This is a genomic window from Marinobacter sp. NFXS9, assembly GCF_040148665.1.
GTDB lineage: Bacteria > Pseudomonadota > Gammaproteobacteria > Pseudomonadales > Oleiphilaceae > Marinobacter_A > Marinobacter_A mangrovi.
This window is the reverse complement of the sequence record NZ_JAGDDW010000012.1, coordinates 42437-58008: the sequence shown is the minus strand read 5'-3', so window position 1 is coordinate 58008 and position 15572 is coordinate 42437. Positions and strand designations below refer to the sequence as shown.

The following is a 15572-nucleotide window of genomic DNA, read 5'->3' as shown; positions in this document are numbered from 1 at the left end:
TGTCAGATCCTTCTGAAACCGGCTACGGAAGTGGGTCTCTCTGCTTAAGGGTAGCCGGTGGGAGTGACATTGCGAGGCGACACCGTTTCAAATCGGGATTAAGATAAGGCCTGAACGGCTGTTCATAACTTAACGCTGACAACAACGATACAAAGGCGATTTCCGTGCATCTGCTGACCGGCTTCGGCCTTGGCTGCCTTTCTCTGCTGTGTGTAATCCTCGTTCGCGACTTCCGGCATTCCCGGATGGGGCGCGTGTTCCTGATGATCGTGCTGACCTCGTTTGCCTTCCTGATCGACCCGCTGATGCCGCGCGGCTGGCACTGGCTCACGTCCGACCTGCAGACGGCGTTGCCGGGTCTGTTCTGGCTGCTCTGCGAAACGACGTTTGCCCGGCGCCCGCGACTGGTCAGCCCCTGGTCGGCGATGGCGCTGTATACGTTTCTGGCGCCGGCCATTGCCCGGCCGTTCGTGACACCGGACGCGCCGATGGGGCCGGCGGTATTCTTTGGCTGGACGCTGGGGCGCTATCTGGAGTACGTCATCGTGTTGCGGGGGTTCTGGCATGTCGTGTCCCACTGGCGCGACGATCTGGTGGAAGCCCGCCGACGGGCACGGCTGTTGGTCCTGCTGGTGGTGGGCGGTGCCGTGGGTTGGGCTGCGGTATCCATGAATACCGGGCTTTCCAGCGAGCTGACGCCGGGACTGGTCACCGGTGTGGCAGCGTTCCTGACCGCCGTCTGCCTGATCCACGGACGCCAGGGTGTACTGGAAGTGGCCAGCGGAGAGACCGAGCCAACAACGCCTGTGTCGATTGAGGCCGTGCCGGCAAAGCCGGAGGATCCGGAGCAGGACGCCGACGCCACCGTTCTGGCCCAAACCATGGCCGCCGGCTATTACTGCACCGAGCGGCTGACGTTGGCGATGCTGTCGGCCGAGGCGGGTATCCCCGAATATCGGCTGCGGCGAGTGATCAACCGCACGCTCGGCTATCGCAATTTCAACGATTACATCAATCAGCTACGGATCGCGGAGGCCGCCAGCCGCTTGCGGGATGAACCGGACACCCCGGTGCTCAATATTTCCCTCGATGTGGGTTACCGGACGCTGAGCTCCTTTAATCGGGCATTCCGGGAAATCCAGGGCGTGACCCCGACTGCCTATCGTCAGGGTGAGGCCGGCGACAGCCTCAACAACACGCTCGATCCCGCCTGAGTCATTCCTTTAATTCCAGGAATTGCACATCGATTTCCGACCCGCGCCTGGGCTGCTGTAGTCCTTGGCGCGCAAGCGATTTCAGGAATTGCACAGTCGCTCACGCGATCTGCACGCTGCTTCTGCTCGCTCACGATCCAGCCCGTTCCTTATGGTGATGCCATCCCGACCTTCCAAGTGACGGGATGGCGCGAACCGCCCGCCCGATAAAACGAGATAGGGGTCGGTTCCACGACGATAACAATAAGGAGTGGGTAACAATGACAGGACAACACTGGCTGAAGTCAGGGCTGGCTGCCGGCGCGCTGATGGCGACGATGGCGCTGACCGGCTGCGGAGGTGGCGGTGACGGCTCGGACGAGGGCTCCGACCAGGCTGTGGGCCCGCAGTTTCCCGCCGGCGCCAAGATGCTGGCCGCCGACAACCTGACCCAGGATGCGAAAGAGGCCTTTATCAACGCCCAATCCGGCGACGTGATCGTGTTCCCGGAAGGCCGCTTCAAGATTTCCGACAAATTGACCTTTGATGCGGATTCCGACGGCGACGGTGAGTCGGTCAAGAACATCACCATCATGGGTTACGGCAAGGGCAAGACCATCCTGGATTTCTCCGAAGCCACCGGCGGTGACGGGATCCTGGTCGAGAACGGCGTCGACATCACCATCAAGGACATCGGTGTTTACGAGGCGGCCAACAACGCGATCAAGCTGAAAGATACCAACGGGATCCACATCCAGTCGGTCGCCACCGTCTGGGAAGGCGTGCTGGACAAGGACAACGGCGCCTACGGCCTGTATCCGGTGGAGTGTGAGAACATCCTGATCGAAGATTCCTACGTACGCGGCGCGGCGGATGCCGGGGTCTACGTCGGCCAGTCGAAAAACATCGTGGTGCGGCGCAACACGGCCGAGGAAAATGTCGCCGGCATCGAGATCGAAAACTCCATGCACGCCGACGTCTATGACAACGTCGCCACCGGCAACACCGGCGGGATTCTGGTGTTCGACCTGCCGATCGGCAACGGCCATTACGGCTCCACCGTGCGGGTCTTCGATAACGACGTCAGCAACAACAACCAGGAAAACTTCGCCAACGCCAGCTCCAACCTGGCGGGCGTGCACATCGTCCCGCCAGGCACCGGCGTCATTGTGCTGTCGACCAACGATGTCGAGATTTACAACAACGACATCAGCGACCACAACACCACGTCGGTGGCGATCAGTTCGTTCTATCTCGCGGATGATTCGCTGACTTACAGCTCTTATCAAAACATCATTGATGACGGCTGGAACCCGGTTCCCCGCAATATCCACATTCACGACAACGCCATCAGCAGCTCAGGTGCCGCGCCTGAAGGCTCTCTGATTGAGGAAATCATTACCGGATACGTTGACAACTACAGCGTCTTCCCAGCGGTTCTTTACGACGGGCTTGGTGAACTGCTGGCGAATGCCGCTGCCGACTCCATGGCAACCGGCGCTCCGTTTTCGGCGGAAGACATGATCTGTGCAGAGAACAACAGTGATGTCAGCTTTGGCCAGGTGTATGGCACGAGTGCAACCGATCCGGACAACTTCGATGGATCGATGATGCCCAAGGCCAGGCTGCTTTTCGAAGCCAGCCAAAGCACGCTCCTCAACTGCGCAACGCCACTCGACCGTCTGACGGCGGCCACTGCCACGATCAATGGCGAAGCCTACGGCTGTGACTCGGGCGAGTCCGGCGATGCCAGCGCGGCGTCCTGCGCGCTCTGATCGTTCGCTAAGACAAGGCCCGTTCCCACGGCGGGACCGGGCCCCAGGAGTATGACGAAATGAAGCGTTTTAAATTCGATCTGAAACTGTTGGGGCTGGCGCTGTGTGTCTCTGGGATTGCGGCCTGTGGCGGCGGAGGAGGCGGAGGCAGTTCCGATGAGGGCCGTCAGGCCAGCACCAGCAAGGAGTCCGGAGTGTGCGGTGACACCGCCGGCGCCATCAACCAGGCGGCCCTCGAGGACGCCGACTGCAAATACTTGAGCAGCTACCGCCTGTTTGCGGATGCGTCCAACCCCACCGACAACCCGAACGGACGCGGCGTGATCTATGACCTGACCACGCCGCTGTTCTCGGACTACGCCAGCAAGTACCGGTTTGTCTTTGTCCCGGACGGCGAGGCGGCGGCCTACACCGAGCACGAAGTGTTCGACTTTCCTGTCGGCACGGTGCTGGTCAAGACGTTCTCGATGCCGGCGGATACTGCCTTCCGGGGCTACGATGCGGAAGCACAGGACGAGCGCCTGATCGAGACCCGACTGCTGATCCATCGGGAGAAAGGCTGGGTGGGCCTGCCTTACGTCTGGAACGACGATTTCTCGGATGCCGAGCTGCAGATTGCGGGGGGTGTGGTTCCGGTGACCACCGTCCATAACGGCGTCCAGCTGGACATCGACTACCGCGTCCCGGACAAGAACCAGTGCAAACAATGCCATCAGTACAAGGCTTCGGGCAGCGACGTGAGTGCCATCTCGCCCATCGGACCCAAAGCCCGGCTGCTGAACCGGTCGCTGGATTATGCGTCCGGGTCCGAGAACGAATTGTCGCACTGGATTTCGAAGGGCATCCTGACCGGGGTTCCCTCGGATCTGAACACAATCCAGACGGTCCCGTCCTACCACGACAGTGACGCCTCATTGCTGGCCGGCAAGTCGGATGCAGAACTGACCGAGCTGGCGACGGGCTATCTGGACATCAATTGCTCCCACTGCCACCGACCGGAAGGCAGCGCCAGCAACACCGGGCTGTATATGGAGTTCTGGCGGGACATCCAGGACGAACCGATCCATCGGGGGCTTTGCAAACAACCGACCACCTACGCGCTGAGCGGCTTGCCCTATGACATTGTCCCGGGTGACATAGAGAATTCGATACTGCGCTACCGAATGGCCTCAACGAAGCCCGGCGACATCATGCCCGAGCTGGGGCGGAGCGTTGTGCATGATGAAGGCCTGGCGCTGGTCTCGGCGTGGATCAAAAGTCTGGATACACCGACCTGTCCGTCGCCCTGATACGACAGGGTGTGTCAGGATCGCTTTGTTCGGGTTACTGGATGCCGCTCGTTTCGGTTGGGTTGACCGGTGCGGGTGTCGACGCCCGGACAAAGTCGCATTCGGCTGGGTCCGGGCCGTCGCCGTAAAGCGTGACGGGGTAGGGCAAGTCCTTGGCGGCCTCAGCCATGATGGCGTCCACCCGGCCCCGGGCGTTCAAACGTTGCAGTCCCAGATTGAACTGCTTCATCCGTTCCTCGTTGCCCGGGATCTGGCGCGACAGCATCAGGCGCAGCTGGGTGGCGTAGACAACGCGGGGATGCACCGCCAGTTGCTCGATGTCCTCCTGGCTGAACGTCTCAACCAGCAGCCGGCGACCGACGGCCACATCAATGGGAAACAGGTCGATGCGACCGGCCAGCAGTTTACGGAAGTTGATGACGTCGGACCGCGCCATGTCCGGTTCCAGGATGCCGTCGGCGATCGCCTGGTTGATGGTGTCACCGTAATAATAGTCCCGTGAAAGGCCGATGCGCAGGCCTCGCAGATCGTCGAGGGTCGTCCAGTCGATTGGCTTGTCACGGCGGTGAAAGAAGGCCAGCCTGACCGGGATGATGGGATCGCTGAAGTAAAAGAAGGGGGCCCGTTCGGGGGTGCAGGCCCAGGCGGCGGATCCATCCCAGAGCCCTTTTTGGGCCAGCCTGTAGGAACGCGCCCAGGGGAAAAATCCCCAGTGAACGGTCACGTTTTCCTCGGCGAACGCTTCATCGATGATGTGCCCGATAATGCCTCGTGACGGCGTATCCTCAAGATAGGGCGCCCACGTGCCGCTGGTCAGCTTTATAGTCGATGGGCTGGCAGCACCGCAGGTGGCCAGCGACATCAACGCCCATACCAGGGCAGTTTTCCGTAACAGCATACGGAATGGCAGCATCAACGACATAGGGTCGAACGTTTCAGTCGAACGTCCTTGTGTGAGTGGGGAAATCCCTGTCGCCTAAGCTATCAGGCGCCATTGAGTATGGCACCTTGTTTTGGGTGAATAATTGCATTGTTTAACGATTTGCAGGACGAATTTTAAAACCGTCCCGGAGCGATCCCCATGAGAGTGCGGGAGATTCCCGCACTCTCATGATACCTACGCCTCCAGCACCATCAGTGCCTGCCCGGCGTTGATCTGTTGTCCTTCGGCCCGTGCAATGGCCAGGACCGTGCCATCCGCCGGCGCGTGAATCTCGATCTCCATCTTCATGGATTCCAGAATCGCCAGCGTCTGGCCCTCGGTCACCGAATCGCCCTCGGCCACGCACAGCTTCCACAGACTGCCCGCTACCGGCGATTCCACCGGGGTGCCCTCCGGCAGGCCGTCGCTGTCGTGTTCCGCCAGATCCTGCTGGGACTCGAAGTGGATCTGGCCGCTGGCGACCCAGCGTTCCAGTTCTTCTTCGAAAGCCGCGTTTCGATCAGCCGTGAACGCGTCGATATCCGCGGCGTTCTCCTCGAGAAACGCCTGGTAGTCGTTGAGACTGAACGTGGTCTCCTCGACCTGGAACGGGTAGTCGCCCTTGGGGAAGTCCCGGCGGATCTGCACCAGTTCCTCGGCGCTGACCTCGTAGAAGCGGATCTGATCGAAGAAGCGCAGCAGGTAGGGCTGGGTGAAGGCCTCCGTGGTGCGGTATCGGTTCCACATCTGCATCGTCCGACCCACAAACTGGTAGCCGCCCGGGCCTTCCATCCCGTAAACGCAGAGGTAGGAACCGCCGATGCCGACGGAGTTTTCCGCGGTCCAGGTGCGGGCCGGGTTGTACTTGGTGGTCACCAGCCGGTGGCGGGGATCGTAGGGCGTGGCCACCGGTGCGCCCAGGTACACGTCTCCCAGACCCATCACCACGTAACTGGCCTCGAACAGGATGCGCTTGACCTCGTCGATACTCTCCAGCCCGTTGATCCGACGAATGAACTCGATGTTGCTCGGGCACCAGGGAGCGTCCTTGCGCACCGACTGCATGTACTTCTCGATTGCCAGCCGGCAGGCTTCGTCGTCCCAGGACAGGGGCAGGTGGACGATGCGGGACGGCACTTCCAGGTCTTTCTGCTGTTGCAGGTGTTCCTCTGCCGCTTCCAGTGTCGCCAGCAGCTTGGCCCGGGGCAGTAAGGCGGGATCGAAATGCACCTGCAGCGAACGGATGCCCGGCGTCAGCTCGAGGATACCGTCCAGCGCCTGGTCCTCCAGCCACAGCATCAGCGCGTGGGCACGGAAGCGCAGGCGCAGGTCCAGTTCCAGCGGGCCGTATTCGATCAGCAGGTAGCGGTCGCCGGCCGGGCGATACACCACGTCGACCCCCGCCTGCTCGGCATCGAGCCGCTTGAGGACCGGGGTTGCCGGTCGGTGATCGCTCACCTCTGTCGTCGCCGGCGCCAGGTTGTCGATGGCATGATCTTGCTCGACCGCCAACCGGTCGGCGTCATCCAGACTGACCGGTTGGAAGCGGATGCGGTCGCCCGCCTTGAGCTGACCCAGCTTCCACAGATCCGCCTTGATGGTGGTCACCGGGCACACGAAACCGCCCAGTGACGGCCCATCCGGCCCAAGGATCACTGGCATGTCCCCGGTGAAATCGACAGTGCCGATGGCGTAGGCATTATCGTGGATGTTGGACGGGTGCATGCCCGCTTCGCCCCCGTCCCGCCGCGCCCATTCCGGCTTGGGGCCGACCAGTCGGATGCCGGTTCGGCTGGAGTTGTAATGCACCTGCCAGTCGGTGGCGAAGAAGGTCCCGATGTCGTCTTCGGTGAAGAAGTCGGGGGCGCCGTGGGGGCCGTAGGTCACCCGGATGGTCCAGTGATCGCTCAGGGCCGGGCGGGCCGATTCGGGCAGGGCGCCGCCTGAAACGGTCTGGTCCGGCAGCAGGTGAAGCACGTCGCCGGTGCGCAGGGCCCGGCCGCCGTGGCCGCCGAACTGTCCCAGGGTAAAGGTGCTGCGTGAACCCAGGTACGGCTCGCACTGAATGCCACCGGCGATGGCCAGGTAGGCACGGGCACCCTGACCCTGCACCTTGCCCAGTTTGAGGATCTGGCCGGCGCTGACGGCCACCGGAACGAAACGCTCAACCGGCGCGCCGTCCAGTGTCGCCTGCATGTCGGCGCCGGTGAGCGCGATCTCGGTGCCGGTGTTGAAGCGCAGGGTCGGGCCGTTCAGGGTGAATTCGAGACCGGCCGCGGTGCTGTCATTACCCAGCAGCCGATTGCCCACCCGGAAGCTGAGGCTGTCGAAGGGGCCTGAGGGCGGCACGCCGACCGGCCAGTAGCCGGAGCGGCCCGGATAGTCCTGAATGGTGGTCATGGTACCGGCGGCCAGTACATCCAGCGTGGCCGGTTTGAACAGGAAGTCGTTAAGGTAGCGGGTGGTCATCAGGCCGTTGGTGAACGCGTCATCGGCCAGCACGTCACGGACATAGTCCCGGTTGGTCTCGATGCCTTCGATGACGGTCTCCGAGAGTGCCTGATCCAGCGCAGACAGCGCCTGATTGCGGTCCGCGGCGTGAACGATCACTTTCGCCAGCATCGGGTCGTAGAGCGGGGAGACTTCCAGACCGGCCTCGATCCAGTGGTCGATGCGGGTGGCGTGTCCGTCCGCGTCCGGGAAGCGCACGGTGGTGAGCAAACCGGCGCAGGGCTGGAAGTCCTTGTTGGCGTCTTCAGCATAGACACGCACCTGGATGGCATGGCCTTTTGGCGTCAATCCGCAGGCGAGTTCCGTCAGGTTTGTGAGCTCGCCAGCGGCCAGTTTGACCATCCATGCCACGAGGTCGACGCCGAAGACCTGCTCGGTCACGCCGTGTTCCACCTGTAAGCGGGTATTCACCTCCAGAAAGTAGAAGGCATTGGTGGCCTGGTCGACAATGAACTCCACGGTGCCCGCGTTGCGGTAATTCACCGAGGCCATCAGCCGCTCGGCGGTATCGTGCAGGGTCGCGCGCACGTCGTCCGGCAGGTTGGGGGCCGGGGTTTCCTCGATGACTTTCTGGTGGCGGCGCTGGGCGGAACAGTCCCGTTCGGCCAGGGCGATGGCCTGGCCCTCGCCGTCGCCGAAGATCTGCACTTCGATGTGGCGGGCCTTCTCGATGTATTTCTCCAGGAACACGCCGTCGTTGGCAAAGTTGTTGGCACTGAGCCGGCGCACGCTGTCCCAGGCTTTGGTCAGGGCCCCGGCATCGGCGCACACCTGCATACCGATGCCGCCCCCGCCGGCCGTGCTCTTGAGCATCACCGGGTAACCGATGCGGTCGGCTTCTGACAGGGCGTGATCGCAATCGCTCAGCAGGCCGGTGCCGGGGAGCAGGGGCACGTCGGCCGCTTCCGCCAGTTGGCGGGCGGTGTGCTTCAGGCCGAAGTCCCGCATCTGGTCCGGCGTGGGGCCGATAAAGGCGATGCCTTCGGCCTGGCAGCGTTCTACGAACTCCGGGTTCTCACTGAGGAACCCGTAGCCGGGATGCACGGCATCCACGCCTGCCTCACGCATGATGGCGAACAGTTTGTCCTGGTCCAGGTAGGTCTGGCTGGCGTTGCCGGTGCCCAGCGGGTAGGCCTCGTCGGCCTGGCGCACGTGCAGGGAATCGGCGTCCGCGTCGGCGTAGACGGCCACGCTGGTGAGATTCAGGGCCTTCAGGGTGCGGATGATGCGGGTGGCGATGGCCCCCCGGTTGGCAATCAATACCTTGTTGAACATGGTGGTGATCCTGAACGGGCGGGTCGTCCCGCCTGGATGTTCCTGCCGTCAGGGTCGTCCCTCACGGGGCTCGTCGGGAGCCGGGTCAGTGGTCGTCAGGCGGACCAGATGGCCACTTCGATCGGCGTCGGGTTGTAGCCGTTGCAGGGGTTGTTGAGCTGCGGGCAGTTGGAGATGAGCACCGTGACGTCCATTTTCGCTTCCAGCTCCACGTACTTCCCGGCACCTGAAATGCCGTCCTCGAAGGTCAGCCCGCCGCTGGCCGTAACTGGCACGTTCATGAAGAAGTTAATGTTGTGGGTGATGTCCTGTTTGGCCAGGCCAAATTCTTCATGGCGGTTGATGGCGAGCATCCAGCTGTCCCGGCAGGAGTGCATGCAGCGCTTGTCCAGCGCGTAGCGCACGGTGTTGCTCTCGCTGGCGCAGGCGCCGCCGAGGGTGTCGTGACGACCGCAGGTGTCGGCGACGATTTCCAGCAGCGGGTTGCCCCGGTTGGACATCAGCACGGTGCCGGCCGTCAGGTAGACGTTGCCCTGTTCGCGGGTGGTGTCCATGAAGCTGTAGCGTTCGGCCGGATCGTCGGCGTTGAAGAACAGCGTGTCCGCCGCCTGGTTGCCTTCCAGGTCCAGAATGCGGAACGTTTCGCCGGCCTTGATCCGGTGGATGAAGTAATCGCCCGCCGGCACCACCTGGCGGAAGTGGGTGTCGTCCATCTGGCGTTGGCTTTCTCGAATCATCAGACGGTCTCCTCAGGCGTTGTCCAGGCTCTGGATCGGGTCCAGGTAGTACAGTCGGGTGTTTTCCAGGGCGCGGCGGTTTTCCGGGCGGTGATTCAGGCAAATGTCGTCCGCCGTCATCGGCTCGCCGGTGAGGAACTCGACGCGCACCGGGTGCCGGGGGTAGTCGCTCGCTGGGTTGAGCGGGTGCGGGCAGGTGTGCAGCAGCACCAGCGTGTCCATGTCGAAGCGCAGGGTCACCTGGGCACCGGCTTCGGAGGCGGACGGGTCGTAGGCCAGGTTGCCGGCGTCGTCGGTGTACACCTTCGAGAACAGGTTCAGGTTGGCGGCCATGTCCCGCTCGGTCAGGCCGTACTTGGCCAGCTCGGTCAGGAAGCTGTGTTCGCCGCTGAGGAACCAGTCGTTGCGGTTGTCCTGGTAGCCGTGCTCGCCGTACTTTTTCAGGCAGCCGGCGTCGCTCAGGTTGCCGCAGACGGTCTCGTGCCAGCCAAAGCTGTCCTCAACGATGGAGGCCATGCTGCGGCCCATGTCCGAGTACAGGCAGTTGCCCCGGGTCAGCTTGAAGGTGTGCTGACCCTTGAGGGTGTCCGGCGCGTTGTAGCGCTCCAGCAGGTTCTCCGGGTTGTAGAACAGCAGGGCCACGTTGGCGCCGCCGTCCAGATCGGTGAGGCGCAGGCGGGTGCCGCGGCGCATGCGGAAGGACCAGTGATGGCCCCCCGGCAGCGTGGTGTCGTAGATCAGCGCGTTGCTCATCGTGTCTCTCCTCGTGCGTGATCAGTCGTTCAGGGCCCGGGCGGTGGAATCCACCCGGTCCGCAATCGAATCCAGTGTGTCGGCGTCGTCCCGACCCACCGGCAGGTCGTAGGTGATGCGGGCGCCATAGGCTCCCGGCGCCTGTGGGTCGAGGCGATCCTTGTCGAACACCCACAGTCGCGTGCCGAGGAAGAAGCCTTCCTCCAGGTCGTGGGTAATCATGAACACGGTCAGGTTCTGTTCCCGCCACAGCTTGAGCACCAGCTTGTGCATGTCCCGGCGGATGCCGGGGTCCAGGGCGCCGAAGGGCTCGTCCAGTAGCAGGATGCGGGGCTTCTTCATCAGCGCCTGGGCGATGGCCAGCCGCTGCTGCATGCCGCCGGACAGTTCGTGCGGGTACTTGTGCATGGCGTAGCCGAGGCCCACGTCCTCGAGCATCTGGCGGGCCTCGTTGCGCAGGGCCAGGCGCATCCGGCCAAAGGTGTGGCCCAGGAAACGGCTGGATTCCAGCTCGCCGGCCAGCATCACGTTGCGCTCGGCGGTCAGGTGGGGCAGCACGGAATAGCGCTGGAACACGATGCCCCGGGTCTCGTCCGGCTCGTCCGGAATCGGTTGGCCATCGAGCAAGAGCTCGCCGCGGGTCGGGGACTCAGTGCCCAGCAGGAGCTTCAGGAACGTGGTCTTGCCGCATCCGGAGGCGCCGACGATGGTGACGAACTCGCCCGTTTCCACCGTGGCGTTGAGGCGTTCGAGCACCACGTCGTCGCCGTATTCCTTCCAGAGGTTTTTCAGTTCAAGCGTTGCCATCGTTGTCCTCCTCAGGCGGTGCGGCCGTGGAACCAGGGGTAGCGCCAGGCGGAGTAGCGGCGCAGCACCAGGTCGATGACGAACGCCAGCAGCGTGATCCAGACCACGTAGGGCAGGATCACGTCCATGGCGAGATAACGCCGCACTAGGAAGATCCGGTAGCCCAGCCCGTCGGTGGCCGCGATGGCTTCGGCGGCGATCAGGAACAGCCACGCCGAGCCCAGCGACAGGCGCACGGCGGCGATCAGGCGGGGCATGATCTGCGGCCAGACCAGACGCACGATGATCTGCCAGGTGTTGGCGCCGAGCGTCTGCATCTTGATGATCTGCTCTTCCGGGATTTCCTCGGTGCGCTGTTGCAGGTCGCGGATCAGGAAGGGCGTGATGCCGATGAAGATCAGCATGACCTTGGCCAGCTCTTCCAGGCCGAAGGCGATAAACAGGATGGGTAACATCGCCATGGGCGGCACCAGCGATATCCCGGTGATCAACGGCGACAGGCCGGCCCGGAACAGGGGAATGGCCCCGTTGGCGATCCCGAATACCAGACCCACCAGCGCCGCCAGACCCACGCCGATGGCCAGGCGTTGCAGGCTGGCGGCAGTGTCGGTCCAGAGCAGGTAGTCACCGGTCCGCTTGCTGGGCTCGAAGGCCATCCGTTGCATGGCGTCGGCCATGGCGCTGGCCGATGGGAGCAGCTTGTCGTTGGGATTCTCTTCCAGTCGTGCGGTCGAGGCGGCGGTGTAGATCACCGCGATCAGCAGGAAGGGCAGCAATCCCAGCGCCCAGCGGCTCACGATGCCCGGATGTCGGTTGATCAGTTTCTTCATGGGACAGGTTCCGGCGTCGGGTTCATGACGGCCGGTCCCGAGGGACCGGCCGGTTTATCAACTCGCTTCCGGCGATCAGAGGTCGCCGTCGGCCGCCATCTTCATGTAGTCCGGTGTGAAGCGCAGTTGGGTGTTGCCGCTGTTGCCATAGGTGCCGGCCGGCGTTTCCACGCCGATGAACGTGGCATCCGGCGCGCCTTCACCCAGCAGGCCGTGCTCGAAGGAGAATTCCGCCACTTTCTGCATGGTGTCCTTCAGCTCCGAGCCGTTGACGAAGTCCACCGCCGTGGCCGGGTCATAGAACATGCGGGTGCTGTCCAACTGGCTGTCGTACCCGGCCAGGTCCGTGCCGGACGCGTCGGCCAGGGCCTTGCGGATCTTGATGGCCTCATCGCCGTCGCCCTGCATCTTGCTCATGATTTCGTACCAGGCGCCGGTCAGGGCCTTGCCCAGCTTGGGGTTCTCCTTGAGCACGTCGGTGTTCACCACCATCAGGTCGATGATCTCGCCCGGGATCCTGGACGAGTCGAACACCAGGTGGCTGTCCGGCATGGCCTTGATTTCGCTGAGCAGCGGGTTCCAGGTGGCGACCGCGGTGACGTCGTCGCTGGTGTAGGCGGAGACCATGTCCGCGTCGGAGGTGTTGACCACGGTGAGGTCACGTTCGGTCATGCCGACGGTTTCCAGGGCCCGGGCGAGCATGTAGTGGGAGACGGACAGCTCCACCAGGTTGACCTTCTGACCCTTGATGGCCTCGAGCGTGTCCTTGCCCTTGAGCACGATGCCGTCGTTGCCGTTGGAGAAATCGCCCACGATCAGGGCGGTGGAGTCGACGCCACCGGCGGCGGGGATGGTCAGCGCGTCCATGTTGGTCATGGAACAGGCGTCGTACTGGCCGGCGGTGTACTGGTTGATGGATTCGATGTAGTCGTTGATCTGCACGACATTGATGTCGATGCCGTACTTGTCCGCCCATTTGTCGATGATGCCGGAGTCCTCGGCATAGCCCCAGGGCATCCAGCCGACATAGATCGACCAGCAGACGTTGAAGGAGTCCTTGGCGAACGCCACGGGAGTGAACGCGAGAGAGAAGAGCAGGGTGATCGTTGTGTACAGCTTACGGGTCATCGTGACCTCCTTGGCAAGCGGGTGTCGAGTGATTCGTAAAGCAGCGAGAGGAATCAGATGGCGAGCGCGCCATTGATTGTCCTCCCGGGCTTTTGTCCCGCCGTGTAACCTTGCAAGAAGGTCGACCGCTCTCGGACCAGGCATCGGCTTGTGGCCGACCGGAACCCTAGCTGTCTATTGGTGTTGCGTCAGATTGTCGTGAATCGGGGACGCTGCCGCCTCCTACAATGGCGACTGGCCATTTGATTCCTCACACTCACGAGAGAGCAAAGTGAGTGCCAACCTCATCCAAATGCCCGCAGGCCGCCTTGCCCGTTGAGGTCAGCGGCTGGATTCCGGCTGGCCTGACGGTCATATATGCACTGGTTTGGTGCGTAAGTGGGCATCGTTGACCGTCCTGGTGCGGTGCCAACCTGTCAGGTTCAATGACTGACGCCGGATACGGCACTGTTTTTGCGGGGGACGGCTTGGGTATTCTTTGTGTTTTGCGAACTATGGCAGGAAGCGGTCGCCATCGGATTGTCATTCTTCGAGCGTAAGTTCGGCCTCGAATAAAAGACTTCACAATAAACAGACTCCACTACAAAAGGATTTGTCATGAAGCGTTTGACCCGTCGCGAGTTCCTGCGCGTTTCGGCCCTGAGTGCCGGCGCGGTTGCGGTATCCACTGGATTGTCGGGCTGCCTGTCCGGGTCCACCGAAGAGGATCGTGAACGCGCGATCAGTTTCAACCACGGCGTGGCCAGCGGCGACCCGCTGCAGGACCGCGTGATGCTCTGGACCCGCCTGACCCCGAACGATGGCAACACCAGTGCCATGTCCGTAGGCTGGGAAGTGGCCGAGGACGAGGACTTCAACCAACTGGTGCATTCCGGCACCACGACGACCACGGCAGACAACGACTTCACCGTGAAAGTGGACGTGCTGAACCTGTCTGCCGGCACCACCTATTTCTATCGTTTCAAGTCCAATGACGCCGGTACGTCGCCGGTGGGACAGACCAAAACCTTGCCGGAAGGCGTCGTCGACCAGGCGGCGTTTGCCGTCGTTTCCTGCGCCAACTACCCGGCGGGCTATTTCAACGTGTACGCGGAAATTGCCAAGGAAACCGATCTCGATGCGGTCCTTCACCTGGGCGACTTTATCTACGAGTACGGCGAGGGCCAGTACGGCACCGACGGAGCGGAAGCCATCGGCCGCGCGCTGCCCGACAGCAGCAACACGGAGACGATCACCCTGGACGAGTACCGGGCTCGCTACGCGCTTTACCGGGCCGACAGCGACTGCCAGGCCATGCATGCTCGCTGGCCGCTCATCGCGGTCTGGGACGACCACGAAGTGGCCAACGACGCCTGGGAGAACGGGGCCGAAAACCACCAGCCCTCCACGGAAGGTGACTACCAGGATCGTAAGATGCAGGCGCTCCAGGCCTATTTCGAGTGGATGCCGGTGCGCCCGGCCAGTGCGGATAACACCGAAACCATTTATCGCAGCTTTGAATTTGGCGACCTCGCCAGCCTCTACATGCTTGATACTCGTTTGATTGCCCGGGATGAGCAGCTGGACTACGACGACTATCTGGACGATGCAGGCAACATCAATGAAGCGAACTTTGAGGCTGATGTTACTGATCCGAACCGGGAGATGATTGGTTCGGAGCAATTCAATTGGTTGGATAATAAAGTGCAGTTGTCCAATGCGACTTGGCAGGTTCTGGGCCAGCAGGTTCTTATGGGGCGGATGATGTTTCCAGCCGAGTTGCTGGTAGCTTATGAAAGTGGGGATACCGCATCCATTATTACCGCCATCACAGAGTTGGTGGCAATCAAGGCGGCGATCGACAGCGGAGCGACGGTACCCGATGATGACCGGGCACGGGTGGAAAACACGTTGCCCTACAACCTCGACGCCTGGGACGGCTATTACTACGAGCGGGAGCAGGTGCTCAAGATCTTCAAAGAGGCCAACAAGAATCTGGTCGTCCTGGCGGGGGACACCCACAACGCCTGGGCCAACAACCTGCACCTGGACAACAGTAATGGCGGCACAGCTGTAGGCGTGGAGTTCGCGACGGCGTCTGTCAGCTCGCCAGGGCTGGAGACGTATCTGCAAGTGCCGTCGGACAGCATCGCCCAGGTCGAAGAAGCTTTGGTCACCCTGATCGACGACCTTGAATACAGCAACGCCAACCAGCGCGGCTACCTCAAACTCACCCTGACCCAGGACGAGGCCCGTTCCGACTGGCGCTTTGTCGACACGGTGAAAGCCGACAGCTACACCATCGATGCCGACAGCAACACGGCGTTCAAAACCACACCATCAAACCGGGTTCTCCAGCCCGTCAGTTGACGG

11 protein-coding genes and 1 riboswitch are annotated in these 15572 nt (G+C 62.4%); of the genes, 4 read left to right on the top strand and 7 right to left on the bottom strand.

Annotation, left to right across the window (positions count from 1 at the left end):
* Nucleotides 1-164 precede the first annotated feature (164 nt).
* The 3 genes from J3364_RS16995 (at nucleotide 165) to J3364_RS16985 (ending at nucleotide 4257) form a co-directional block, all read left to right on the top strand.
* A complete protein-coding gene (locus tag J3364_RS16995; RefSeq protein ID WP_349559431.1) occupies nucleotides 165-1214 on the top strand; it encodes an AraC family transcriptional regulator in 1050 nt (349 codons plus the stop codon).
* A gap of 260 nt (nucleotides 1215-1474) precedes the next feature.
* Complete coding sequence (locus tag J3364_RS16990) at nucleotides 1475-2968, top strand: parallel beta-helix domain-containing protein (protein ID WP_349559430.1); 1494 nt, start codon at nucleotides 1475-1477, stop codon at nucleotides 2966-2968.
* Between the two features lie 59 nt (nucleotides 2969-3027).
* Entirely contained in the window at nucleotides 3028-4257 is a 1230-nt protein-coding gene (locus J3364_RS16985) for an SO2930 family diheme c-type cytochrome (protein WP_349559429.1), read from the top strand.
* A 34-nt stretch (nucleotides 4258-4291) separates the two neighbouring features.
* Here J3364_RS16985 and J3364_RS16980 read toward each other — a convergent pair whose 3' ends face one another.
* The 7 genes from J3364_RS16980 to J3364_RS16950 all read right to left on the bottom strand — a co-directional run bounded on the left by J3364_RS16980 (nucleotide 4292) and on the right by J3364_RS16950 (nucleotide 13220).
* Nucleotides 4292-5155 carry a substrate-binding periplasmic protein gene (locus J3364_RS16980; RefSeq protein ID WP_349559428.1) on the bottom strand — a complete coding sequence of 288 codons (864 nt, stop codon included), beginning with the start codon at nucleotides 5153-5155 and terminating at the stop codon, nucleotides 4292-4294.
* A 219-nt stretch (nucleotides 5156-5374) separates the two neighbouring features.
* Nucleotides 5375-8965, bottom strand: coding sequence for an urea carboxylase (gene uca / locus J3364_RS16975; protein ID WP_349559427.1), 3591 nt, complete (start codon nucleotides 8963-8965; stop codon nucleotides 5375-5377).
* A 95-nt stretch (nucleotides 8966-9060) separates the two neighbouring features.
* Nucleotides 9061-9702: an urea amidolyase associated protein UAAP2 gene (locus J3364_RS16970; protein WP_502882527.1), complete on the bottom strand. Its 642-nt coding sequence runs from the start codon at nucleotides 9700-9702 to the stop codon at nucleotides 9061-9063.
* A 12-nt stretch (nucleotides 9703-9714) separates the two neighbouring features.
* On the bottom strand, nucleotides 9715-10455 hold the full coding sequence (locus J3364_RS16965) for an urea amidolyase associated protein UAAP1 (RefSeq protein ID WP_349559426.1): 741 nt from the start codon (nucleotides 10453-10455) through the stop codon (nucleotides 9715-9717).
* Nucleotides 10456-10476: 21 nt separating this feature from the next.
* On the bottom strand, nucleotides 10477-11262 hold the full coding sequence (locus J3364_RS16960; RefSeq protein WP_349559425.1) for an ATP-binding cassette domain-containing protein: 786 nt from the start codon (nucleotides 11260-11262) through the stop codon (nucleotides 10477-10479).
* An 11-nt stretch (nucleotides 11263-11273) separates the two neighbouring features.
* Nucleotides 11274-12092: an ABC transporter permease gene (locus J3364_RS16955; protein WP_349559424.1), complete on the bottom strand. Its 819-nt coding sequence runs from the start codon at nucleotides 12090-12092 to the stop codon at nucleotides 11274-11276.
* Nucleotides 12093-12167: 75 nt separating this feature from the next.
* Nucleotides 12168-13220 (bottom strand): putative urea ABC transporter substrate-binding protein, encoded by a 1053-nt coding sequence (locus tag J3364_RS16950; protein WP_349559423.1) that lies wholly within the window; start codon nucleotides 13218-13220, stop codon nucleotides 12168-12170.
* 79 nt (nucleotides 13221-13299) lie between these two features.
* Nucleotides 13300-13401, bottom strand: a riboswitch (guanidine-I (ykkC/yxkD leader).
* Nucleotides 13402-13817: 416 nt separating this feature from the next.
* On the opposite strand from J3364_RS16950, the gene J3364_RS16945 reads away from it, so the two are divergent.
* Entirely contained in the window at nucleotides 13818-15569 is a 1752-nt protein-coding gene (locus tag J3364_RS16945; protein WP_349559422.1) for an alkaline phosphatase D family protein, read from the top strand.
* The last annotated feature ends 3 nt before the right edge of the window (nucleotides 15570-15572 follow it).

Coding starts and splice junctions, on each gene's coding strand:
- J3364_RS16990 (WP_349559430.1), top strand. CDS start 1,475: ATGACAGGACAACACTGGCTGAAGTCAGGGCTGGCTGCCGGCGCGCTG.
- J3364_RS16985 (WP_349559429.1), top strand. CDS start 3,028: ATGAAGCGTTTTAAATTCGATCTGAAACTGTTGGGGCTGGCGCTGTGT.
- J3364_RS16980 (WP_349559428.1), bottom strand. CDS start 5,155: ATGCTGTTACGGAAAACTGCCCTGGTATGGGCGTTGATGTCGCTGGCC.
- uca (WP_349559427.1), bottom strand. CDS start 8,965: ATGTTCAACAAGGTATTGATTGCCAACCGGGGGGCCATCGCCACCCGC.
- J3364_RS16970 (WP_502882527.1), bottom strand. CDS start 9,702: ATGATTCGAGAAAGCCAACGCCAGATGGACGACACCCACTTCCGCCAG.
- J3364_RS16965 (WP_349559426.1), bottom strand. CDS start 10,455: ATGAGCAACGCGCTGATCTACGACACCACGCTGCCGGGGGGCCATCAC.
- J3364_RS16960 (WP_349559425.1), bottom strand. CDS start 11,262: ATGGCAACGCTTGAACTGAAAAACCTCTGGAAGGAATACGGCGACGAC.
- J3364_RS16955 (WP_349559424.1), bottom strand. CDS start 12,092: ATGAAGAAACTGATCAACCGACATCCGGGCATCGTGAGCCGCTGGGCG.
- J3364_RS16950 (WP_349559423.1), bottom strand. CDS start 13,220: ATGACCCGTAAGCTGTACACAACGATCACCCTGCTCTTCTCTCTCGCG.
- J3364_RS16945 (WP_349559422.1), top strand. CDS start 13,818: ATGAAGCGTTTGACCCGTCGCGAGTTCCTGCGCGTTTCGGCCCTGAGT.